This is a genomic window from Microbacterium sp. Root61 (assembly GCF_001427525.1).
Classification (GTDB): Bacteria; Actinomycetota; Actinomycetes; order Actinomycetales; family Microbacteriaceae; genus Microbacterium.
Genome location: NZ_LMGU01000001.1, coordinates 3353914 through 3377605, shown reverse-complemented (window position 1 = coordinate 3377605; position 23692 = coordinate 3353914). Strand labels below are relative to the sequence as shown.

At 65.0% G+C, this 23692-nt stretch carries 21 protein-coding genes; 12 read left to right on the top strand and 9 right to left on the bottom strand.

Going from position 1 to position 23692, the window contains the following annotated elements:
• The first annotated feature begins 136 nt into the window (after window positions 1-136).
• The gene (locus ASD65_RS15745; protein WP_056224098.1) at window positions 137-1090 is read left to right on the top strand and encodes a Ppx/GppA phosphatase family protein; all 954 of its coding nucleotides are present in this window, start codon (window positions 137-139) and stop codon (window positions 1088-1090) included.
• 84 nt (window positions 1091-1174) lie between these two features.
• Here the strand turns inward: ASD65_RS15745 and glmM are convergent, their stop codons facing one another.
• The 6 genes from glmM to ASD65_RS15715 all read right to left on the bottom strand — a co-directional run bounded on the left by glmM (window position 1175) and on the right by ASD65_RS15715 (window position 6056).
• Window positions 1175-2533, bottom strand: a complete 1359-nt coding sequence (gene glmM, locus ASD65_RS15740) for a phosphoglucosamine mutase (protein WP_056224096.1) — start codon at window positions 2531-2533, stop codon at window positions 1175-1177.
• Between the two features lie 14 nt (window positions 2534-2547).
• Window positions 2548-3030, bottom strand: coding sequence for a 30S ribosomal protein S9 (rpsI, locus tag ASD65_RS15735; protein ID WP_056224095.1), 483 nt, complete (start codon window positions 3028-3030; stop codon window positions 2548-2550).
• 29 nt (window positions 3031-3059) lie between these two features.
• Complete coding sequence (rplM, locus tag ASD65_RS15730; RefSeq protein ID WP_056224093.1) at window positions 3060-3506, bottom strand: 50S ribosomal protein L13; 447 nt, start codon at window positions 3504-3506, stop codon at window positions 3060-3062.
• A gap of 188 nt (window positions 3507-3694) precedes the next feature.
• Window positions 3695-4432 carry a CPBP family intramembrane glutamic endopeptidase gene (locus ASD65_RS15725; RefSeq protein ID WP_056224091.1) on the bottom strand — a complete coding sequence of 246 codons (738 nt, stop codon included), beginning with the start codon at window positions 4430-4432 and terminating at the stop codon, window positions 3695-3697.
• Window positions 4433-4440: 8 nt separating this feature from the next.
• Entirely contained in the window at window positions 4441-4965 is a 525-nt protein-coding gene (locus tag ASD65_RS15720; RefSeq protein ID WP_056224089.1) for a hypothetical protein, read from the bottom strand.
• A gap of 206 nt (window positions 4966-5171) precedes the next feature.
• Window positions 5172-6056 carry a CPBP family intramembrane glutamic endopeptidase gene (locus ASD65_RS15715; protein WP_056224087.1) on the bottom strand — a complete coding sequence of 295 codons (885 nt, stop codon included), beginning with the start codon at window positions 6054-6056 and terminating at the stop codon, window positions 5172-5174.
• Between the two features lie 33 nt (window positions 6057-6089).
• On the opposite strand from ASD65_RS15715, the gene ASD65_RS15710 reads away from it, so the two are divergent.
• The 6 genes from ASD65_RS15710 (at window position 6090) to murB (ending at window position 13334) form a co-directional block, all read left to right on the top strand.
• Entirely contained in the window at window positions 6090-6689 is a 600-nt protein-coding gene (locus ASD65_RS15710) for an arsenate reductase/protein-tyrosine-phosphatase family protein (protein WP_056224085.1), read from the top strand.
• A 69-nt stretch (window positions 6690-6758) separates the two neighbouring features.
• Entirely contained in the window at window positions 6759-8387 is a 1629-nt protein-coding gene (locus ASD65_RS15705; RefSeq protein WP_082561822.1) for a polysaccharide biosynthesis tyrosine autokinase, read from the top strand.
• 6 nt (window positions 8388-8393) lie between these two features.
• Window positions 8394-9302: a hypothetical protein gene (locus tag ASD65_RS15700; protein ID WP_156378898.1), complete on the top strand. Its 909-nt coding sequence runs from the start codon at window positions 8394-8396 to the stop codon at window positions 9300-9302.
• A gap of 216 nt (window positions 9303-9518) precedes the next feature.
• A complete protein-coding gene (locus ASD65_RS15695) occupies window positions 9519-10982 on the top strand; it encodes a sugar transferase (protein WP_056224082.1) in 1464 nt (487 codons plus the stop codon).
• Window positions 10983-11014: 32 nt separating this feature from the next.
• The gene (locus ASD65_RS15690) at window positions 11015-12364 is read left to right on the top strand and encodes a UDP-N-acetylglucosamine 1-carboxyvinyltransferase (protein WP_056224080.1); all 1350 of its coding nucleotides are present in this window, start codon (window positions 11015-11017) and stop codon (window positions 12362-12364) included.
• On the top strand, window positions 12348-13334 hold the full coding sequence (gene murB, locus ASD65_RS15685; RefSeq protein WP_200948681.1) for a UDP-N-acetylmuramate dehydrogenase: 987 nt from the start codon (window positions 12348-12350) through the stop codon (window positions 13332-13334). Before ASD65_RS15690 ends, murB begins: the two co-directional genes overlap by 17 nt.
• Window positions 13335-13343: 9 nt before the next feature.
• Here the strand turns inward: murB and ASD65_RS15680 are convergent, their stop codons facing one another.
• Window positions 13344-14333, bottom strand: a complete 990-nt coding sequence (locus ASD65_RS15680; protein ID WP_162248516.1) for a glycosyltransferase — start codon at window positions 14331-14333, stop codon at window positions 13344-13346.
• A complete protein-coding gene (locus tag ASD65_RS19165) occupies window positions 14333-15271 on the bottom strand; it encodes a glycosyltransferase (protein ID WP_056224076.1) in 939 nt (312 codons plus the stop codon). Before ASD65_RS19165 ends, ASD65_RS15680 begins: the two co-directional genes overlap by 1 nt.
• 923 nt (window positions 15272-16194) lie before the next feature.
• Here ASD65_RS19165 and ASD65_RS15670 point away from each other — a divergent pair.
• From ASD65_RS15670 to ASD65_RS15660, 3 genes are all read left to right on the top strand, one after another.
• Entirely contained in the window at window positions 16195-17271 is a 1077-nt protein-coding gene (locus ASD65_RS15670) for a polysaccharide pyruvyl transferase family protein (protein WP_162248515.1), read from the top strand.
• Window positions 17268-18746, top strand: a complete 1479-nt coding sequence (locus ASD65_RS15665; RefSeq protein ID WP_056224072.1) for a lipopolysaccharide biosynthesis protein — start codon at window positions 17268-17270, stop codon at window positions 18744-18746. Before ASD65_RS15670 ends, ASD65_RS15665 begins: the two co-directional genes overlap by 4 nt.
• 281 nt (window positions 18747-19027) lie before the next feature.
• Window positions 19028-20401, top strand: a complete 1374-nt coding sequence (locus ASD65_RS15660) for an O-antigen ligase family protein (RefSeq protein ID WP_162248514.1) — start codon at window positions 19028-19030, stop codon at window positions 20399-20401.
• Between the two features lie 63 nt (window positions 20402-20464).
• Here ASD65_RS15660 and ASD65_RS15655 read toward each other — a convergent pair whose 3' ends face one another.
• On the bottom strand, window positions 20465-21172 hold the full coding sequence (locus tag ASD65_RS15655) for a WecB/TagA/CpsF family glycosyltransferase (protein WP_056224068.1): 708 nt from the start codon (window positions 21170-21172) through the stop codon (window positions 20465-20467).
• Window positions 21173-21395: 223 nt separating this feature from the next.
• Here ASD65_RS15655 and ASD65_RS15650 point away from each other — a divergent pair, with 223 nt between their 5' ends.
• On the top strand, window positions 21396-22538 hold the full coding sequence (locus ASD65_RS15650; protein WP_056224066.1) for a polysaccharide pyruvyl transferase family protein: 1143 nt from the start codon (window positions 21396-21398) through the stop codon (window positions 22536-22538).
• Window positions 22535-23533 carry a nitroreductase family protein gene (locus ASD65_RS15645; RefSeq protein WP_056224065.1) on the top strand — a complete coding sequence of 333 codons (999 nt, stop codon included), beginning with the start codon at window positions 22535-22537 and terminating at the stop codon, window positions 23531-23533. The genes ASD65_RS15650 and ASD65_RS15645 overlap by 4 nt, the downstream gene beginning before the upstream one ends.
• Window positions 23534-23692 lie beyond the last annotated feature (159 nt).

Genomic DNA, 23692 nt, shown 5'->3' with positions numbered 1-23692 from the left:
TGTACGAGATGAGTGGCTCTCGATGCGAACGTAGTGAGCGCATGTTTCACCTCTCCCGAGCATCCATTTCGAGCAGATGACGCCGGGTGGTACATCGCGGAGGGCGGGGCGGTACAGGAGCCACTACCCTGAACCAGTGCGCTTAGGAGTCCTCGACATCGGGTCCAATACGGTCCATCTACTCGTGGCTGACGTGCGCCCCGGCGGCAGACCGCTCGCCACGACCAGTACGCGCACCGTGCTGCGCCTGATGCGCTTCCTCGGGCCCGACGGCGAGATCGTGGAAGAGGGCGTCCGCGCGTTGGAGGCCGCCGTCGCCGAAGCGCGCGAGGTCGCCGCCGCCGAGAACGTGGGCGAACTGCTCGCCACTGCCACCAGCGCCGTCCGCGAGGCCGCCAACGGCCCCGAGGTGATCGCCCGCATCGAGGCCGCCCTCGGGCAGCCCCTGCAGGTGCTGGACGGCGCCGACGAGGCGCGCTACACCTACCTGGCCGTGCGCCGCTGGTTCGGGTGGGCGGCCGGCCAGATCCTGCTGTTCGACATCGGCGGTGGTTCGCTCGAGTTCGCCTCGGGGGCCGACGAACTGCCCGAGGTCGCGGCATCCGTCCCCCTGGGCGCCGGACGGATGACGGTGGAGTTCCTCCCGGCGGACCCACCTGGCGAAGACGCCGTCGAGGTGCTGCGCGCGCACGCCCGCACGGCGCTCGCCCCGATCGTCCACACCTTCGCCGGCCAGCCGCGGCCCGATCACGTCGTCGGATCGTCCAAGACGATCCGATCGCTCGCGAAGCTCGTCGGCTATCCGGTGCCGGGCTGGTCGGGGATCGAGCGGATGCTGCTGCCCCGCGCCGCGCTGGGCTCCTGGATTCCGCGGCTCGCCCGCATCCCGGCCATCGCACGACAGGAGCTGCCCGGCATCACTCCCGACCGCACGTTCCAGATCGTCGCCGGGGCCGTCGTGCTGCACGAGGCGATGAACGCGCTGGGCGTCGACGAGCTCGAGGTGTCGCCGTGGGCACTGCGCGAAGGCGTGCTGCTCCGTTACATCGAGTCCCTCGCCTGGCCCGTGGAAGCGTCCCCGGCGCAGTAGCCGACCGATTCGGCGCTCCCCGCAACGACCGATCGCCCCGTCCCGCGCTGAGAGCGAGGGTCGAGGCGACCGGATCGAAACGTCTTACAGCGCGAGGCGTTCCCGGACGACTCCGGCGAGCGACTCGGCGAACTCCTGAGCCTGGGCTTCGTCGGCTGCTTCGACCATCACGCGCACCATCTCCTCGGTGCCCGAGGGACGCAGCAGCACCCGGCCCGAGTCGCCGAGCTCGGCCGCGACCGAGGCCACGGCATCCGCCAGCACCTCGTCGGCGGAGGCGCGGGTGCGGTCGACGTCGCGCACGTTGATGAGCACCTGCGGGTACACCGTCATGATCGAGGCCAGCTCGGCGAGGGTCTTGCCCTGCCGCGCCATCTCCGCCACGAGGTGGAGCCCGGTGAGGATGCCGTCACCGGTGGTGGCGTACTCGCTCATGATGACGTGGCCGGACTGCTCGCCGCCGAGCGCGAAGCCGCCCTCGTTCATGCGCTCGAGCACGTAGCGATCGCCCACCGCGGTCTGCTCGACGGTGATGCCGTTGGCGGCCATCGCGCGGTGCAGTCCGAGGTTGCTCATGACGGTGGCGACGAGAGTGTCGTTCGCGAGGTGCCCACGGTCCTTCATCGCGACCGCGAGGATCGCCATGATCTGGTCGCCGTCCACGATGTTGCCGGCCGCATCGACCGCGAGGCAGCGGTCGGCGTCACCGTCGTGGGCGATGCCGACATCGGCACCGACCCGCACGACATGCTCGGCCAGCTGCGCGAGGTGCGTCGATCCGACGCCGTCGTTGATGTTCCAGCCGTCGGGGTCCGCGCCGATCACGGTCACACGCGCGCCGGCGTCCTTGAACGTCTCCGGGGAGACGCCGGATGCCGCGCCGTGGGCGCAGTCCAGCACGACGTGGAGGCCATCGAGCCGGTGCGGAAGGGACGCGAGCAGGTGCAGGGCGTAGCGGTCCTCGGCATCCGAGAACCGACGGATGCGGCCGATGTCGGCCCCGGTCGGCTGCAGCTTCGGCCCGGCGAGAGCGTGCTCGATGCGCTGCTCGACCACGTCGGGGAGCTTCACACCACCGCGGGCGAAGATCTTGATGCCGTTGTCGGGCGCGGGATTGTGGGATGCCGAGACCATGACACCGAAGTCGGCATCGTGGTCGGCGATCAGGTAGGCCAGCGCGGGCGTCGGGAGGACGCCGGCTTCGAGCACGTCGACGCCGGAGGACGCGAGGCCGGCGCAGACCGCGGCGGCGAGGAACTCACCCGAGACGCGCGGGTCGCGCGCGACCACAGCCGTGAGGCGGTGACCGGCGGCGCGACGCGCGTCGGCGGTACGGCCCTGGCCCAGGACGACAGCAGTCGCCTGGGCCAGGGTGAGAGCGAGATCGGCGGTGAGGGGGCCGTTGGCCAGCCCCCGCACCCCGTCCGTGCCGAAAAGCGGCATCGGATGGAAGCCGATCAGCGCTTCGAGTACTGAGGAGCCTTGCGGGCCTTCTTGAGACCAGCCTTCTTGCGCTCCTTGACGCGGGCGTCACGGGAGAGGAAGCCGGCCTTCTTGAGGACCGCACGGTTGCTCTCGACGTCGATCCCGTTCAGCGAACGGGCGATGCCGAGACGCAGGGCGCCGGCCTGACCCGAGGGGCCACCGCCGGAGATGCGGGCGATGACGTCGTACGCGCCGGTGAGGTTGAGGACCGTGAACGGGTCGTTGACCAGCTGCTGGTGCAGCTTGTTCGGGAAGTAGTCCTCGAACGTGCGGCCGTTGACCGTGATGGTGCCGGTGCCGGGAACCAGGCGAACGCGCGCGATGGCCTGCTTGCGGCGGCCGACGGCTGCGCCGGGGACGCTGAGCACGGGGCGCTCGGCGGCTACGGCTTCCTGGTCGACCGGGGTCTCGGTCGAGTAGCTCTGGGTTTCGATGGTGTCTTCGATGTTCGCCACGAGAGTGTCCTTAATAGTCTTTGCGGCGCTTACTGGGCGACCTGGTCGAGTGTGTACGTCGTCGGCTGCTGTGCACCGTGGGGGTGCTCGGCGCCGCGGTACACCTTGAGCTTGCGCAGCTGCTGGGCACCGATGCTGTTCTTGGGAAGCATTCCGCGGACGGCCTTCTCGACGGCGCGCTCGGGGTTCTTCTCCATCAGCTCGCCGTAGGTGACCGACTTCAGTCCACCCGGGTAACCGGAGTGGCGGTAGGCCTTCTTCTTCTCGAGCTTCTGACCCGTCAGCGCGACCTTGTCGGCGTTGATGATGATGACGAAGTCGCCGGTGTCGATGTGGTTGGCGAAGGTCGGCTTGTGCTTGCCACGCAGGAGCGTGGCGGCGTGCGAGGCGAGGCGACCCAGGACGACGTCGGTTGCGTCGATGATGAGCCACTCGCGCTGGACTTCGCCAGCCTTGGGGGTGTATGTGCGCGTCACAGTAGTGCTGCTTTCTTGTTCGAACGGAGAGGTTCGTGAATCCCGCTCCGGGGTGGTTCTCCGGCTGAAAGCCGACGGAACACGCCAGTGGAGGGCTCACGTTCGCAGCGCCGGCCTGCAGAGACACGGCACCAAAGGGATAGCCTACGGCATCCGGATGCCTCGGCCAAATGGCGCAGGCCGGCTCATCACCACAGCATCAGCCCGACGCCGACCGCGTTGAAGACCACGTGCGCCACGATGGCCCCACCCAGTCGCCCCGTGACGAAGGTGAGGATGCCGCATCCGACTCCGATGCCGAAGGTGCCGATCAGCTGCCCCACCGCGATCCCGCTCTCCCACGGCAGGAAGTGCAGGGCCATGAACGCGACAGTCGAAACGAAGATCGCGATGATCCCGGCTGCCGTGCGGCCGAGATCTTTGAGTGCATCCAGGAATGCGCGAAGGACGAGGCCCCGGAAGAACCACTCCTCTATGAAGGGCGAGAGGAACACCGCACCGACCACGATCACCACCGATGCGGCCAGGTCCGGCGCCCCGAAGCCGCCGCCCAACGCCGAGACAGTCGGCGCGACGAGCTCTACGAGCGCTCGCACGATCAGCCCGACGCCCAGCCCTAGCAGCACGTCCAGCCCGCGCCAGTGACGGATGCCGGTGGCCACCGCGATCCCGACGCGTGAGGCGACCGCACCCGCGGCGAGCACCGCGACCACGAGCGGCAGACAGATGACGATGATGTCCAACATCGCCAGCACCCACCCAGGCGCGTCCGCCATCCGCGCGCGCAAGCCGGGGTAGCCGCTGAGGATCAACAGGGTGCCGAGGTAGCCGAGCGCGGCGATGCCGAGCGCCAGCCACGGGGAGGCATACGGACGCCCCGCCGGAAACGCCGAAGACCCCGGGCTCGCGCCCGGGGTCTTCGTCACGTTGATGTTCAGCGGTTGGCGGCCGCGCGGCGGCGAGCCACTGCGGCGGCGACGGCGATGCCGCCGATGCCGATCGCGCCGACGCCCAGCCAGACGGCCGCGGCGGGCACGGTACCACCGGTAGCCGGCAGGCCTCCGCCGGCACCGGGGGCGGTGGTCCCGGGGGCTGCGACGGTGACCGTGGTCGAGCCGAGGGGGGTGCCGTCGGGCGCGGTGACGTTGATCGTGAAGCTACCGGGCGTGTTGGCGACGAAGTTCGCGGTGGCCGAGCCGTTGACGACGGGCTTCGTCACCGACGAACCTGCAGCAGCCATGACGATCGACGAGAGCGTCCCACCGGTGGAAGTGAAGATGACCTGGTCGTAGCCCTCGAGACCCGAGATCGTGATCGGCGTCGAGGCGCCGGGGGCGAGGACGGCCGAACCGGAACCGGTTCCGTTGTCGACGGGGTAGGTTGCGGCGGATGCGGCAGAAGCCGCCCCGAGAACGAGCAGTCCGGCTACAGCAAGTGCTGCGAATGTCTTCTTCAGCATGATTCAGGCTCCCTGGGGGTTGGAGTGTGTCTGTGGATGGCCGCGGGTCCCTGGGGGAAACCTGAATACGGCCTATGTGTGTCACCCTAGCTGAGACTTTCCGCGTGTCGCCAGCCGCCAGGTTTCCGCTGTGTAACATATTCAGACTGTGCGTATCCCCCATATGGGGGACAGGGCATGTGTCAGACCCGCTGAATTCCGCGGGTCTATGCCCAATAGGTTCCGACCAGCGCGAGCAGAAGAAAAATTGCGTTGAATGTCAGGTGAACGAGCACCGCACCCCAGATTCGGCCGGTGAGCAGGACCAACGCTCCGCACACCAGGCCGAGCGCGGCGAGTGCGATGACCTGATCCGTGCTCTGCTGCAGCAGCACGCCGTGCAGCAGGACGAAGAGTCCCGTGCTGACCACGGTGGCGACGACTCCGGCCACCGTTTTGCCGACCGGGCGTCTGAGCACACTGTAAAGCGCGACGAGGATCACACCGCGGAAGAAGAACTCCTCGAGCACTGGTGCGACGGCGACTCCGCCGAGCACTTCGACGAGCCAGGTCTGCGACGACAGCTGCCCGTCGACGACGCCGAACGACGGCAGCGCGCCTGTTCCGCCGACCAGCGGTTCCATCCAGCCCTGCACGACGCGCAGAAGTCCACCGAGCACGACGCCGTAGAGCAGATCGATGGCGCGGAAGCGCAGCAGACCGATGGGACGCGACCGCGACAGAGCCCACACGACGGGCACCAGCATCCCGATCCAGACGATGACGGTGGCGGATACCGCGGCCCACGGCGAATCCCAGAGCCAGTCGGCGACGGTGCCGAGCAGGATGCCGATGCCGAGGGAGAGCAAGGCTCCGGCGATCAGCCATTCACGCCACGGCAGCACCGAGCGCCCGCCGAGGCGCCAGTCGTCTCGCGGGGTGCGCTTGCGCGAGCCGCCGGTCGAGGGTGGCGCGCCGGGAGCCGGGATCGCGAGCGGATCGACGCTCACATCTGGCGCGGGAAGGGCAGTGAAGTCGATCGTCTGCGTGCCGGCCGCACGCAGCTCGGCCCGCGTGAGGGGCTCGGTCGCGTCGCTAGAGTGGTCGGGCACGCGCCCACGTTACCTGTCTCCCGGAGGCCTTCGGTGTTCGAGATCCTCACGGTCTGCACGGGCAACATCTGCCGGTCGCCCCTGGCGGCCCAGCTTCTGCAGACGCGTCTGGCCCCGTACGGCGCGGTCGTTCCGAGCGCCGGCACCCGCGGTTTGCGGGCCGCGCCGATGACCCCCGAGTCTGCTCATCTCGCTGTGCATCTGGGCGTTCCGGCCGAGCTCTCCGCCGCTCACGCGTCGCGGTTCCTGACCGAGGCGCACCTCGACTCCCCCGCCCTCATCTTCGCGATGACCCGCGATCACCGACGCGAGATCGCCGAACTCGCACCGTCGCGACTGCGCAGCACGTTCACGATCCGCGAGTTCGCGCGGCTCGCCCAGACCGCACCCGACGACGAGCTCCGCGCAGCCGCGGATGCAGCGGGTCCAGATGCCGCGGACAGAGTTCGCGCCCTGGGCGCGACCCTCGCGTCCTATCGTGGGCTGGCGACGCCCCCGAACGACCCGGCCGACGACGACGTGATCGATCCGTATCGGCAGCCGTGGGAGATCTATCAGCGCTCGGCTGCGCAGCTGGTGCCGGCGGTGGACGAGGTCGTGCGCGTCATCCGTCTCGGCCTCGATCCCCGCTGACCGCGGCAGGGCGCCTGAAAGCGCTGTGGCAGGATGGGCGCAGCAACCCAGCACCCCGTGAAAGGCGACATGGAGCTCACTGACTACATCCGAATCCTGCGCAAGAACTGGCTGATCATCATCGTCGCCACTCTCGTCGGAATCGCCGTTGCCGCAGGATGGTCGCTCACGCGCACCCCCGAATACGAGGCGAAGAGCACCGTGTTCGTCTCGTCGCAGGCGGGAGGCACGATCGCCGAACTGCAGCAGGGCTCCAACTTCACGCAGTCCCGTGTGACGACGTACACCAACCTGGTGACCACGCCGATCGTCATGAATCCGGTGATCGCGCAGCTCGATCTCGGGATGACCGCGAACGAGCTCGCCAAGGCGGTCTCTGCTGCGGCGCCGCTGAACACGACGCTCATCACGATCACGGTGACCGACTCCGATCCTGTGAAGGCCGCCGACATCGCCAACGCGCTCGGTGCCAGCCTGACCGCGGCCGTCGAGTCGATCGAGACGCCGAACGGTACCGAGACCAGCCCGGTACGCCTCACCCGTGTCAAGGACGCCCTGCCTCCGCTCAGCCCGTCGAGCCCGAACGTGCCGCTCAACCTGGCACTCGGCGCCCTGGTCGGTCTGGCGCTCGGTATCGGGACCGCGGTGCTGCGCGCCGTGCTCGACACCCGCATCCGTACGCCGCGCGATGTCGAGATGGTCACAGACCGGCCGTTGATCGGCGCGATCGCCTTCGATCCGAAGGCCAAGACACGCCCGCTGATCGTGCACGCCGACCCGCTCAGCCCGCGCGCCAAGTCATTCCGCGCAGTACGCACGAACCTGCAGTTCCTCGACATGGATGGCCGCGCGAGTTTCGTCATCACCTCGAGCGTTCCGAGCGAGGGCAAGTCGACCACGACGATCAACCTCGCCATCGCACTGGCCGATGCGGGCAAGCGTGTCGCTCTGCTCGACACCGACCTGCGCAAGCCGAAGGTCGCCGAATACCTCGGCATCGAGGGCGGCGTCGGCCTCACCGACGTGCTGATCGGCCGCGCCCGCGTGGGCGACGTCATGATGCCGTGGGGTCAGCGCAGCCTGTACGTGCTCCCGGCCGGCAAGATTCCGCCGAACCCCAGTGAGCTGCTGGGGTCCAAGCAGATGCGCACGCTGCTCGAGGTCCTAGAGCGCGACTTCGACGTCGTGCTGTGCGACGCTCCCCCGCTGCTTCCGGTCACGGATGCCGCGATCCTGGCTCGCGCCACCAGCGGCGCGATCGTCGCCGTGGCCGCAGGTCGCACCAACCGCCACCAGCTCTCCGGCGCGGTCGATGCGCTCGAGAAGGTCGGCGTCAAGATTGCAGGCGTGATCCTGACGATGGTGCCCACGCGAGGCCCCGACGCGTACTACTCGTACGGTGCGGGATATGGCTATGGCTACGGGTACACCGCAGAGGAGACCAAGAAGGAGCGGAAGAAGTCGCGCGAACGCCGCGCGACCGCGCCCGATCTCGCACCTGGCCGTTCGATGGCACCGCCCGTACTGCCTCCGCCTGCGGCGTCAGTTGAGGCCACCGTTCCCGCTGCCGCGCCGGGCGCGACGGATGATCCGGCCGTGACGCGCCCGAACGCACGCAGCGATCGGCGCCAGCCGAATGTGTTCGACGAGCTCGGCATCCCGGCGTCTCCGCCGGAGACCCGCACACCTGCGTCGTAGCGCGCGATGGCACGGATGGCGGGGCGCAACGGCGCGGCTTCTCGGTGGGTGGCGATCGTCGCGGTCGTGGCACTCGGGGCAGTCGTCGGTGCGCTCGCGGTCATGGCGTACCAGCGCGCCAACCCCGCGCGCACCGAGTCCACGCCGGCACCGGTGCCGACATTCACGCTCGGTGTGCAGACAGCCACGCCGAGCCCGAGCCCGACCCCGACCGCGGTCGCCGGGCCCCGCGAGACCGAGCGGTTCCTGTCGGCATCTGGAGGCACGCTGTGGCGCGCCACCGCCGGGGCGTGCGGCGGCGAGCAGCCGTTGATCGAGCGCTCGAACGACGCCGGTCGCTCGTGGACCGACGTCACACCGCTGTATCGCGGAATCACCCAGGTGTCCTCACTCGACGGGCTCGCGGTGGACGCGGTCGAGGCGGTCGGAACGATCGGTGCGCCGTGCGCACCGCAGGCGCTCCGCAGCTACACGAACGGGCGTTTCTGGGAACCGTACGCAGACGTGCTCGCCGCGTCACGCTTCGTCGATCCGGTCGATGCGTCACTCGTGCACCTGGGAGCCGGGACCGTGGACGCTCCTTGCTCCAGCGCGCGCGGCTTGCGCGCTCTCAGCAACGTCGTGGCACTCGTCTGCGACCGCGTCGCGTTCGTGCGAGCGAACGACGCGTGGGTGCCCCTTCCCGCTCCGGATGCCGCGGCAGTCGCGGTCACCGGAGTCGACGTCGTGGTGGCACACGCGAGCGACGGATGCTCCGGCCTGGCGCTCACGCGCTTCCTCGGGGCAGACACGACCAAGGCCCAAGCTGCCGGTTGCGTGGAGGGCCTCGACACGAGCCAGCCGATCGCGATCAGCGGCTTCGACGGCGGAGTCGCAGTGTGGTCGGGTGCATCACTGAGCAATGTGACACCGTGAGTCTCCCTGTTTGCTCGGTGAACATGCGATAGACGGCATCGATCAGCCATTCTGAAACATTGCCGTCACAGATGGCTGGTAGCGTTCCGGTGGGGATTGGCGGGGTACGCAGGGCCGAGGATCAGTGTGACGTCGAAGCTAGACATCGACTCGACGACGAAGAAGTCAAGACCAGATGCAGGAAACGCGGTAGCGACACCTCATGCCGGTTCGCGAATGGGCGCGGCCACGAGCGGCGCGCGCAGCGACCAGTGGCGAGAGCGCTACGCCCGCCGACTGTGGTTCAGTGATCTCTTCGTACTCGTCTGGGCGGCTTACGGGGCGCAGATCGTCTGGTTCGACGGCGGCAACGCACAAGTGGCGATCCGTGAAGACAGTCGCCTCAGCGACGTTTCGTACTGGGTGTTCTCCGGCGCCTTGGTCGTCGTGTGGATGTGGGCCCTCAGCCTCGTCGACTCGCGCAGCCATCGGGTGATCGGCACCGGCGCCGCCGAGTACACCCGCGTCGCCAACGCGAGCTTCACGCTCTTCGGATTCATCGCGATCCTCGCGTTCCTCACGCGGGTGGACGTGGCACGCGGGTACCTGCTCGTCGCGCTTCCGCTGGGCATCTTGTTGCTGGTGATCGAACGGTGGCTCTGGCGGCAATGGCTGATCGCCCACCGCTCGGTGGGCAAGTACTCAGCTCAGGTTCTCCTGGTCGGATCCGAGGAATCGGTGACCCAGATCGCACGCGAACTGCGGCGTTCCCCCAGCGCGGGGTACACGGTGATCGGTGCCTGCGTGCCCCGCGGAATCATCGACCAGACGCTAGGCGACACCGATATCCCGATCATGGGAACGATCGACGACGTCGAAAGCGTGGTGCACACGGGGGCTGCGGACACCGTAGCGATCACCAGCATCGGCGACCTCCCTCCCATGCGGGTGAAGCAGATCTCGTGGAGCTTGGAAGCCGGCCGCCAGCATCTCATCCTCGCCCCCAGCCTTGTGGACATCGCCGGCCCGCGCATCCATTCTCGACCTGTCGCGGGACTCCCCCTCATCCATGTGGAGACACCCCGGTTCTCAGCGGGGCAACGACTTCTCAAGCGGACGATGGACCTCGCGATGTCCGTCGTCGGGATCATCGTGATCAGCCCCGCCCTGCTCATCCTTGCCCTCTGCGTCAAGCTCAGCAGCCCCGGCCCAGTCATCTTCAGTCAAACTCGCGTGGGCCTGCACGGCACCGAGTTCCGCATGCTGAAGTTCCGCTCGATGGTCGTGAACGCGGAAGCCCTCCTCGCCGGTCTCGAACGCGACCGTGACGCCGGCAACGAGGTGTTGTTCAAGATGAAGAACGACCCCCGCGTAACCCCCGTAGGCCGATTCATGCGCCGTTTCAGTCTCGACGAGCTGCCTCAACTCTTCAACGTTCTTGGCGGCTCGATGTCGCTCGTGGGCCCGCGCCCCCCACTCGCATCCGAGGTCGCGCTCTATGCCGACCACGTACACCGCCGCTTCCTCGTGAAGCCTGGCGTCACCGGCGCATGGCAGGTCGGCGGGCGGTCCTCTCTGTCGTGGGAGGAGTCCGTTCGGCTCGATCTGTCCTATGTGGAGAACTGGTCGCTTGTCGGCGACTTCGTGATCTTGCTCAAGACCGCCAAGGCAGCGCTCGCCCCCGCGGGAAACGCGCACTGACACCCCATGCAAATGAGAACCAAGGAGCCCGTATGTATGCCGTGATCGATGGCGCTGTCCCCCCTGTTGGGCGCGTGCGCGTCAGTGGCGCCAAGAACTCCGCGACTCGCCTTCTGTCGGCCGCCCTATTGAGTGATGAACGTGTCGAACTGAGCAACTTCCCCACGAGGCTCGTCGACGTCGGGCATAAGGTCAACTTCAGCCGTCACACCGGCGCCGACATCAGCGTGGATCACCACTCGGAGACCGTAAGTGTGTCCGCCGACGCCGTTAGTTCGACGCTCCTGACGCGTGACCAGTATGACGTCCCTATTCGGACGACCTACCTGCTGGCCGCTGCGCAGATTCTCCGAACAGGCATCGCTCGGATCCCTTACCCCGGCGGGTGTCCGATCGGCGGAGGCAGTTCAGGGGCCCGCGGCTACGACCTCCACATCATGGTGTGGGAGCAACTCGGCGCGACGGTGCGTGAACTCGAGGATCATATCGAGATCACGGCAAATCGGGGCCTCATCGGCGGCACCATCAACTTCCCGATCACGACCGTCGGTGGCACGGAGAACGCGCTTCTGTGTGCGAGTGTGGCCAGCGGGCAGACGCAGATCTTCAACGCCTACATCACACCCGAGGTACACGACCTCATCGCGCTTCTGCGTCGCATGGGTGCGAACATCTCCGTGTTCGGCACGAGCCACATCGTCGTCGATGGAAAGGGGGCCGCGCTGAGCGGCGCTCACATGGCTGTCATGCCCGACCGCATCGAGGCACTCACCTGGATCGTCTACGCGATTCTCTCTGGCGGCAATCTCACGGTCGAAGGGGTTCCTTTCGAGTCGATGGAAGTACCGCTGATCCACATCGCTCAGGCGGGTGTCGACCTCTTCCGCAATTCGAACGCAGTGCATGTGACACCTGACTGCCTATCGTCCGGCAGCGTGCAGCCCTTCGAACTGGCATGCGGAGCTCACCCGGGCGTCATTTCGGACATGCAGGCGTTCTATGTCCTCCTCGGTCTCGCCGGCGCCGGGACGTCTCGCGTTTACGACTACCGGTACCCCGAACGCATTGCCTTCGTCGATGAACTCGCGAAGCTCGTGCAGGGGGATCACCTTGCTGCCGAGCGCGGCAAGATCACGGTCCGTGGGCCGGCGACCTTCAAGCCGGGTGTGGCGAATTCGACCGATCTTCGAGGGTCGATGGCCGTCGTCATCGCTGCGCTGTGTACCGAAGGACGATCGGTCATCCAGAACGTGCAGATGGCGCTTCGCGGATACAACGACCTCGAGTCGAAACTGAGTCGGCTCGGATCGCGGATCACTGTATTCGACGACGCCCCCGCGCCCGCTGAGGTCAAGGAGTTGCTGGGTGCGAGTGCACGATAGCTCCGGCCTGCAGGCGTTGTTGCGGCGGGCGCACCCGGAGTCATCGCGGTTCGGGGTGCGCCTGAGCGAAGTCTCACGGTGGCAGATTGGCGGCCCGGCTCTCGTCGTAGTCGAGCCGCGGTCGATCGCTGAGGCCGCCGACGTTGTTGCACTTATGCGTGACCGAATCGAACCGATGCTCGTTGTGGGCGACATGTCCAACGTGCTTTTCGACAGCGATGGGTTCGATGGCGTCATCATCCGAATCGGGCGCTCGCTCTCGACGATGCGAGCCCTCGGCACTATGGTGCATGCGGAGGCGGGCATCGCCATCCCCCAGCTTGCACGGGCGACGGCCGATCTCGGCTTGTCGGGGCTGGAGCACACCGTCGGGATCCCTGGCACGCTGGGTGGCCTCGTGACAATGAACGGCGGGAGCCAGCGCAAGGGGATCGGCCTCAGCGTTGCGCGCGTGACGTGTCTGGACCGCTCCGGTAACGTTCTTGAGTTCACTCAAAGCGAATGCCAGTTCGGATATCGCTCGTCCACTCTGCAGCGCCCCGACCTCATCGTGGCGGCGGTCGAGCTTCAGCTCGAGCCCCGCGACTCGATCGAAGTGCACGCTGAAATGGACGAGGTCGTCGAATCGCGGCGCGCGCGCTTCCCGGAGGATCTGCCCAACTGTGGATCGACGTTCCTGTCCGACCCCAGCATGTATGAGATCATCGGCGCCCCTGGAAAAGCCATCGAGTCTGTGGGGCTCAAAGGGTACTCATACGGTGGCGCCCAGGTCTCACCGCAGCACGCCAACTTCGTCGTGAACACCGGTGGCGCGACGTCGGACGATGTGCTTGCCGTCATTCACCACATCCGTGAAACAGTGCACCGGTCGACCGGGTTCGCCATGGACTGCGAGGTCCGGTACGTCTCGCCTGACGGTGACGTCGTTCCCGCGCATATCGCCGCCGAGGAGCGGCGGCGAGTGGCGTAGCGGCAATACCTACACGGTCGCGCGCTTTCCCATCCCGAGCGCGCGTCGCACCATAGGAACGAATGGCCTGAACAGGGGTGATCCGTACGCACGTCCGAACGCCGTGAGAGCGACCCGCGTGCGTCGATCGGTCACACTTGTGTCTGCAAGCGTCTGCGCCGCGGCTGGAGAGCCGAAGACCGCAAGGCGCAATACTGCTTTCACAACTTTTTGCTGGACGATCGGGTCGTCCGCCGGGACGACCGCAGTAGGGCCAGAGATCCGGATGCGCGCGAGCGCTTCGGCGGCGTCAGGATCCGACATTTGCGATAGACGTCGCGCCGCTATCGAATAGCAGGTCTGCTCGATGATCTTCTTCGGCACGTATGAGACGCCATCGAACTGAACGTGCCGTGCATATATTGGCTCTCGAACGGTCGCGAAGCTCGCGACCTTGCTCATCCGGAGCCAAAGGTCGATGTCCTGGGCGAACTTGAACTCGGTCCTATATCCACCGACCAAGTCATATGTGCTCCGCCGGATCATCACTTCTCCGTGGGAGAACATGTTGCTCTCGAGCAAACCTTCGTATGTCAGCGAGTCCGCGTCAGGCTGGCGCAGTCTCTGCGTGCCGAGGTCCTCTTGGACGTTGTAGTACCAGCCTCCAACCACCCCGACGCGAGGCCGCTGGTCCAATACAGCCACCTGCAGCTCGAGTCGACTTGGCAGAGAGGTGTCTCCCGATCCCTGAATCGCAATGTACTCGCCGGTTGAACTCTCGATGGCGGCGGACAGACCGCTCACAAAGCCGAGATTTTGATCATGGATGACAAAACGAAAGCGGGGATCGGCATACTCGTCTGCGAGCTCTCTGAGACGATCGGCCGTGTCATCGGTTGACGCGTCGTCAAACACGATGAGTTCGAAATCTTGGAACGACTGGTCGAGCACGGAGCGGATAGTTCGCTCCAACACAGGTGCTCGATTGTAGAATCCGGTGACGACAGAGACTTTGGGCATTAGTTCTTTCCTGCGACCGCACGAAACACGTCGGCGTAGGCCGATGCCACCGACTTCCAATCCCGACCAACGAGTGGAGGTCGGGAATCTGAATCGAGCTCTGCGACTCGAGCCAGAGCACTCTCGATCTGCGGCCCCGAAATCGGCTGGTCCATCAGGTGCACCCATTCAGGCCCAGTTTCCTCAGCCAGTCTTTCCATGATGCAGCTCTGGTACACCAGGACGGGCCGATCAAGCGAGAGCGCAACCATAGCCACTCCGGAGTTGCCGTTTCCTGCATCTCTGTACGGCAACGCGATGAGATCCGCCTGGGTCATCTCAATCACCATCTCTTCGTCTGAGACAGTCCGGAGATCGAGAGTAATGCGGGCACCTTGATCTCCGTTGAGCCTTAGTTCATCGTCGATCTCCTTGAGCATGGTCGCGTTCGCCGCCCCTACGATGCGAACCTCAACGTCGGGCGACGTGATTCCTCGCGCCGCACGGATGAGGTCGATTACGCCCTTGTACGGCTCAATACGGCCGAATAGCAGGACGCGGCCACCCACCCGGCGCGCACGTGCGTTTGCGCCTAGAACTTCGATGAAGTCGCCGTGTGGAATCACGACCGAGTCGGCACCTTGGAGACCCGATGCACAGTCGCTCATCACAACGTAGCGACGCACAAGTCTGTCGAGTTCCACGAGTAACTCCGCCTCCGCATGAGCGACAGCGCGATGCGGTTCCAGATTGTGAACCGTCCGAACGACGGGGATGCGTCTGATCTTGAGTTTTAGCAGGAAAAGGCGGAAAAGGAAGCGACGAATGAACCCTCTGAAGCCCGAGCGGCTCCGCACCAGAATCTCAGGCCAGTGCACGTGAAAGACGTCAAAGCTGCCAAGCAAAGCGCGTCGCCACGTGAAGTACGAGTACTCGACATCTGAGGGAGCGTAGCGCACCAGAGAGTCGATGTACTTTACGATTGGCCCCGGCGGTGGCACCGACTCAAAAACACGAATCGGTCTTGCAGTTCTTGGTGTTCTGTCCAAACGAACGGCTTCCCTTCGGCTCGTCTTCATAACACTATGCGAGAAAACGGACTGCCCTAGTCGCTCAGAATGCACTCCAACCGGGCGCCGAGGGTGAACATCGCCTAGAACGCACTGAGCCGCCCCTACCGTGCTTCCGAACGACACATCGGCCACTGCCGACGCTGGCGGCGACGGACTCGCCGCACAATGGTCAGACACGGTTGCCCCGCTACGCTGGACGCGTAGGACGAGGTTCTACGCGGTCGCCGGTATGACGCGCTCCGCATCGCGAGCGCATTGCGCCTAGACCCGAGGCCAACCTGCCACCCAGCCAGTCCTTGCACGAAACATGACTCTGCTATGAACGAAGGTAGCGCGACACTCACGCGTGAGCTGCTCCAGCGCGGAGGAGTGCGGTGAGCTGTATGCCATCAGTTGAGGCGGCCCGTCGGCCGCGCCCGCTGCAGAGACGGAGATCGAGAGAACACAGCGGTTGCATCCGCAGTTTGAAGCCCTCCCTTTAGAGCAGACACACTCAACAGCCCTATCGAATCTCTCGCCACCGCGAGCGCGGGACTTAGATGATGACGACATTGACATAGTCAGTCCCACTGAAAGCCCCCCACGTATCCGCATCACATGATGGAAGCAGACTCTTGACGCACAACTCCCCCTTCCAATCCACGACGTCGCGCTCGCCTGGCCGCGTCCTCCGCGCCGTCCGGCGCCATTTGGCTGTCGTCCTCGAGGAGTGGGGCGAGAGAGTCGCCGTCGCGCGGTTTCGCCGCATGCCTGTGGCTGCGGAAATGCGCACGGGAAGTATCGTCATCGCTGCCGCAGGGAACGGGAGCGTGGGCGACGAAGCCATGTATCAGGCATTCACTTTGCATGCGCCGGGGCCGGTCACGGTGGTTCACCACAGTGGCGCCGACCTACTCGTTCCCGCGAGCGACCTTGGAGCGCATGATGTCGTCCTGACCGGCCTCGTCTACGGACGAGGGATCCGCCAGCATCTCAAGGCATTGCGCGAGTTCCTCACGCTCGTGTCGACAGCGCGACACTTCGCGGTCATCGGCGCGGACATGATGGATGGGATCTACAACGAACGCGCAGCTGCCCGGCGGTTCCGCCTGGCAGCCATCGCTGCCGAGCTCGGTGTGGAATCGCGCATCCTTGGCTTTAGCTGGGTCGATGAGCCGGCTGCCCTCGCGAAGCGCGCACTACGCCGCAGCCCCGCAGCTGTGGCGTTGCTGGCTCGCGACCCGGTTTCGGCCCGCCGCCTTCGACGAGATGGGGGGCGCTCCGTACATGAGGTCGCGGACCTCGCGTTCCTCACAAAACCAGCCGATGTGTTGACCGCCGCAGGGGTGGAGGAATGGCTCGACTCCCAGGCCGCACTCGCTCGGCCAGTCGTGCTGGTAAACGCGAATCCCCGCATCGCGGTGAAGTACCCAGGCCAAGATAGGGCCTACACCGACCTCGTGCGCACACTAGTGGAAGCTGGATATGCCTGCCTCGCGTTAGCACACGACGCTCGGCATGGAGACGATGGCGAGCCTGCCTATCTTCGCTCGTTGCTCAGCGAGTTCGCGGACTCAGATCGCGTCTTTGTGACTCCCGGAGTCGTTCTTCCTGGTGAAGTGTCTCTCATTGCCTCACGCTGCGTACTCGCCGTATCCGGACGAATGCACCTAGTGATCCTGGCCGCTGTCGGGGGGACTCCTACCGTGGGGCTGGAATATCAGGACAAGTTTGAGGGGCTGTACGGCTATTTCGGCTACGACCTCCGCGTACCTGCGGGCGACGTACGGACCGAGCTTCCGAGAGCCGTATTCGCCGCATTGGACGGCCAGGAAGGCCTCCGTGAACAGCTCGTCGCATCGTCGCCTACCCTTCGTGAACTGGCAACGAAGAATCTCCCCGCATGACTGACGGAACGGGGGCGCATGGCGGCCTCGGCCGTTCTGCGGCCCGCGGCGTCTTGGTCACCAGCAGCGGCCAGGTCGCGAGACTAGTCCTACAAGTTCTCGGCGTCGTGATCCTGTCGAGGATGCTTGACCCAAGCGACTTTGGTGCGCTCGCGATGATCGCGGCTCTGGTCGCTGTCGGTCAGGCCATTCGGGACTTTGGGCTATCCAATGCCGCGATCCAGGCTCCGGAGCTCAGCAACCAGCAGCGAACCAATCTGTTCTGGCTGAACACCGGCTTCGGTCTGATCAGCGCCGCGGCCCTCTTCTTTTGCGCACCCCTGATTGCGGCGTTCTACTCTTCGCCGATACTGACGCCCATCACGCAGGCTCTAGCAATCACCTTTGTTCTCAACGGGCTCATGACACAGTCCCGAGCCCACCTCGCGCGCCAATTGAGATTCAGTGCGCTCATGATCACGGATGTTGTACCTGCCGTGCTGGGCCTGGGAATCGCCGTGGGTTTGGCCGCCATCGGCGCAGGCGCCTGGGCCCTCGTCGCGCAACAGATCGCGATCGCGTTCTTCGCCCTCGTCTTGTCCGCGCTGTTCGATCGCTGGATTCCCGGGCTGCCTCGAAAAGCTCCGGGGATGCGGTACTTCCTCAAGTACGGCGGATTCCTTACGCTCGCTCAGATCGTCGCATCCATCAGCCGCAATGCCGACTACGTGATCCTCGGATATCGTTTCGGCCCTACGGCAACCGGCTACTACAATCGCGCGTTTGAACTGGTCATTAATCCGCTGAATCAAGTGAACGCGCCCTCGAGCAAGGTCGCGGTCCCCGTGTTGTCTCGTCTCCAGGACGATCCCGAGAGATTCAATGAGTTCTTGCTCGCCGGCCAGAAGGCCATGCTCGTCGTCCTCGTCCCCATACTGTCCGCAGCCGCTGTCGTCGCGTCCCCTCTGATCCTCCTGGTTCTAGGTGATACATGGGGGGCTAGCGCGGCGCTTCTTCAGATCCTGGTCATTGCGGGTATCTGCCGTGTTGCGAGCTACGCGTCGTACTGGATCGCTTTGTCGCGAGGCGCAACCTCCGTCAGCCTGTGGGTGAACCTCGTGTCAGCCCCGGTTCTCGTGGGGTGCATCGCGTTGGGATCCATCTGGGGCGTCGAGGGAGTTGCGTGGGGGTTCGCCGCGGGCACGGCGTTGTCCTGGTTCATCGGTTTGATTTGGTACAGCAAAGCGGCCGACGCCCCCGGGTGGCGGATGCTGACCAGTGCACTGATCGTGTTTCTCGCCAATCTGGTTCCCGCCGCCGCAGGAACGTGGGCGGTCACGGCCAGCGATCATCTTCCTCTCTTCGTTCAACTCGTCATTGGTATCGTGACCTACGGGATCACATGGGGCGTGCTGACGTGGCTGGTCCCGCCATTCCGCAAAGACCTGCGCACCGTGGTCGGCATCGCGCGCCTGATCGCGCCGGCGCGACGCTAGCGGGGCGTCGAGATGAACGTCACCGGCAACGGCCGATTCGACCCTGCGCGCGGCGCCCCCATCGCGAACGTCACGCCCACCTACCGGCAGCTCCCCGACGATTCATCGCGGCTAGAGTCGTCGAGCGGGGCTTCGCCGCGCGCGCACGGAAGCCCGGCGACGAGTTCATCACTACTGAAGGCTGCGCAGGAGTGAATCGACAATTGGAACGCAAACCGCTGCATCGCAGCGTTCAGGAGCGAACCCTCCGATCTGCATGGTTAGTCGGACTGCTTCTCGGCATGGCAGCGGCCATCGTCGGAGTGAAGTCGCCAATAGCCGCCCTTCCACTACGCCCTTGGCACGTCCTGGTTCTTATCGCGTGTGTGGTGGCGCTGAACTCGGCATACCGAGTATCAAGGGACCGCGGGTACGGCACGGTCCGAGTCACAGCGATAGATGTCGCGTTCGTTCTGCTCATAGTTGTCTCCGCTGCGGTCGAACTGCACAACGGTTACTACCTTCACTATGGCGCGATCCTGAACGGGCTCATCGAGCCGATCTTCTGGTTCCTCACCTATTTTGCTGCCCGAACCGCAATCACCGACGTAGCTTCGGCCGTCGCAGCATTGAAGGCGTTCGTGTTGCCCATTTTCATCGCCGCACCGATCAGTTTCGCTCAGGCCCTTCGCTTCGCGCCCGTCCTCGATCTCACTGTCTCGATCGTCAGTGGCGAAGGGTTCGCGAGCGCGGTCGAAGACGGCCGTCTTCTGCGAGCGGCCGGTCTGGTCGGTGGATGGACGTCATTCGGGGCATACGTGTCCGGGGTATTCGCGGCCGCGCTGGCGTTGCTCATCATGGCCAAGGAACGCGGGACGCGTTCAGACCTCTATCCGTTCCTCGTCATCGGACTCTGCATCGCATCGTTGCTGACGACACTCACGTTCAGCACGACAATTGCCTTCGTGGTGATCCTGCTGGGAACACTCCGCCGATTGGGAATTCGCCCTGGCATGCTCGCCGCGCTGTGCGTCGCTGGCTTTGCCGCTGCCGCGATATTCGGCGCTCTCATCAGCGAGCGGATCGGTCAACAGTTCGACGGTCGCACACGCTTCGTTGAGTGGATACCCGAGTGGGTCCCTAACACGATCGGCTACAGGGCGTACGTGTGGATCGGGCAGACCGTGCCGACGATTCTTGAGCGCCCGGTCACCGGCTGGGGCTCCAAGGTCTACGACGCGACATTCGGCCGATCAGATGCGCTTGATCCCGATCGGACGGTTCCCACTGGATTGGTGTGGACATCCCCGGAATCGCAATGGTTCGCGACGCTCATGACGAGCGGAATTGTCGGCCTCGTCCCGTTGGTACTGCTCCTGATCGCGATCGCCGTTGTACTGTGGCGCGGGCTGAAGAACAGGGGTTCGAGTTGGATCGCTACCCCCGTGTGGTGGCTGTTTCTCGCAAACGTGGCCATCGGCTTCACTGCAATCAGCTTCACCAACAAAGGCCTGCCGGGCGCATTCTGGCCGCTGGTGGGTATTGTCGCGGCCCTCAGCATTCCAAGAAGATCCAACACCGACCCCGAGAGTCAACCGCTCCCGAGTCGGCCTCGGAATGCAAGCGTCATGGCCGCACAGACTCGCATAGCTAGCCACCGGCAATCAACTGACTAGCCTGCTGACCGGCGCGGCGTCCGTGCCGGGCTCAGGAGTTCCGTGCCGGGTACGGCGACTCGCTCAGCTCTCTGCCGCAGCACGGCGGCTTTCCGCACGCCGCAGGATCAGCACTCCAGCGAGCTTGAAGGGCTCCATCAGATAGCGATTGGCCAGTCTCCGCGGAGCTCGCGCGAGTCGATACAGCCATTCGATGCCGAAGCGTCCCATCCAGCGCGGCGCGAGATGCTGCACGCCCGCGTAGTAGTCGAAGCAGCCGCCCACGTTCGCGACGACCTTTCCCTCCAGCAGGTCGCGATGCTGCAGGAGCCAGCGCTCCTGCAGGGGCATTCCCATCCCGACGAGGACAACCTGCGCCTGGGCGATCTTGGCCCGCAACTCGCTGCCCATCTCCGTCCCTCGGTAGCCGTCGACACCTGTCCAATCGGCGTCGGGAAAGTGCTCGCGCATGTGGAGCTCTGCCCGGCGAGACGAGTCCGGGGTACCACCGATCGCAAGGATCCGAAGCCCGCCGGCAATCGGCATCAGAACGTCGATCCAGTCAGTGCTTCCCACCCGCAGGGTCGTCGGGATCCGGCCGGCCCAAGCGATCGGCGCACCATCCACCAGAACGAGGTCGCTGGACTCGCAGAACTCGCGGAACTCCGGATTCGTATGAAAGACGTATGCGCCATGGAGGTTGAGATTGCCGATCACGATGCCCTCGCCCGCACGCGCGCATTCCAGCACGATCGCGGCCGTCTCACTCGCTGAAAGCGGCGTCACCTCCACGTCAAGCAACGAAACTCGAACTCGGGCTGGGCGCTGTAGTGCCCCGCGGGATTCAGTCACACTGCAAGCTTAGGAGTCGGCTGGTCGCCGCCTGACCACACACCCGTTGCGAGACGCAATTGACAGATAGGCTGAAGTTGTGCGGGCCGCCCCCAGCGTCGAGCCGGGCGCCGCTTCCGAGCGATCGAATGACAGGGGGGCGTACGTGGCGTCAGTAGGCATCATGTCGATGCAACGGATCTACAACTATGGTTCGTCGTTGCAGGCTTATGCGCTGCGGCGCCTTATCGAAGGCGTCCAGCCCGCGGCCGAGGTGGGCTTCATCGACTACGAGCCCGGCACGCCGTTGATCAGCGCGGAGGCAGAGCCCTCGAAGCCGCAGGGCCGAATCCGGCGGATCCTGTCGAAGCTTCGCGAGTATGGCGATGTCGACGCCAAGCTGAGAGACAAGCTTCGGTTCTTCAACCACAAGCGCACCTACGCGGTGAAGTACTTCCCCGCCATCGGCATCACGGCCGATCGCAATCGCGATCTCGGAATCGACCTGCAAGTCATCGGCAGTGACGAGGTCTTCAACTGCGTGCAGAGCAACATCAACGTCGGGTATTCGCGCGACCTCTTCGGACACAACTCCCCCGCTCAACGTGTGGTGTCGTACGCGGGTTCTTTCGGCAACACCACGTTGGCGAAGATCGATGCCGCCGGCATCCGCGAGCAACTCGCAGACGACTTCTCGGAGTTCGCCGCGATCTCCGTCCGCGACCGAAATTCGGCGCACGTCGTCGAGTCGCTCACCGGACGGGCCGCTGAGATCCATCTCGATCCCACGCTGGTTTATGACTTCGCCTCTGACCCGCTCATCCCCACCGCTCGCCAGCATCCCGGCAAGTACGTCATCGTGTATGGGTATTCAGGCCGACTCACCGCTGACGAGAACGCTGCCGTGCGCCGCTATGCCGACAGCATCCACGCTCGCGTGCTCGCCTTCGGCGGGTTGCAGTCATCCGCGGACGAGTTCGTGGATTGTGATCCGTTCACGCTTCTCGCCTATTTCCGCGACGCGTCTGCGGTCATCACAGACACCTTCCACGGCACGATCTTCTCGATCATCAACGAGGTGCCGTTCGCGGCGATCATCCGCACGAGCTCCGGACACGGGTACGGGAACGAGGAGAAGCTGGGATTCCTCCTGGACATCCTCGAGTTGGGCGACCGTGCGCTGCGAGGCGATGACGAGTTGGCCGGCCTCCTCGATCGACCGATCGACTACACCGAAACCCGGTTGATCAGGGAGCGCGAGCAGGTCCGATCCATCGACTATCTGTCGAGTGTGTTGTCGCGGTCAGACGTGGAGCAGAGCCGGTGAAGATCAATGCGAGCAGGCCGAAGCAGGCAGCAAAGCGAGTAGCTCAGGCCGGAAGGCTGAGCGTTCACGCCTTCCGGGACAACGCGCGCTTCTGGCGCTACTCCGCATTGTCCACGTACGACTCCGGCTACGAGCAACTCGTCGGACGCATCATGTACAACGTTCATGCGTTGGAGAAGGGGCTCGCGCAGACGGACGACTGGCGGCCGGGTCGGGGACGCAAGGCACTGCGCAATCTCAACGATGCGCTCGTGGTCTACACGCAGCGCGGGTTCGATGAGTCTTCGTTCGCTTTTACGCAAGGGCTGTCGATTCTGCAGCGCTACCGCGAGCGGCACGCCACCCACGAGGACGCCATTGGGTTTCTCGCAGAGATCGTCGACCCTGCATTCCTCACACCGCCATCCGCGGCAAGCTACGGAGCGGCAGGGGTGAAGTCCGTCCGACGAGCCGACAAAGCGAGCAATGCGACGAAGGGATTCTTCGACCTTGCGCAAGGACGTTCCAGTGTTCGGGACTTCTCCGGAGCACCGATCGCGACCGAGCAAGTGACCAACGCTTTGCGGAACGCGGAGAAGACGCCGTCTGTGTGCAATCGACAGGGATGGCGCGTCTATTGGACCGAGGACAAGGACTTGGCTCGGCAGGTTCTCACACATCAGCGCGGCTTCAGCTACCGGCAGATGCCAGAAGTATTGCTGGCCGTCACCGTGTCGAACAGTGTCTTCATCAGCCCGGTCGAGCGCAATCAGGGATTCATCGACGGAGGGCTCTACGCGATGTCGGTGCTCTATGGGCTGGAGGCGGAGGGACTTGCGGCGGTACCACTCAATGCGTGCCTCTACGCACGCGATCGCGACGCGGTGCAGCGATTGCTCTCCATCGATCCGTCCGAGGAAATTATCATGTTCATCGCGATCGGGGACCACCCCGAGGAGACGATCGTCCCCGTTTCGGACCGTCGACCTACAGAAACATACCTGCGGGTGCGCTAGCCAAAGTCCACCATCCCGTGGAGACTTCTCGCCGTAGCCGCGCACGCTTCAATGCGGGTTCGTAGAGGAACGTTCGCGCATGATTTCGGACCTTGCCATGGGGTTGAAGTGATCCCCTACGCGCTGCGACTCGGAGACATCCGGTAGGCACCGAGCGCA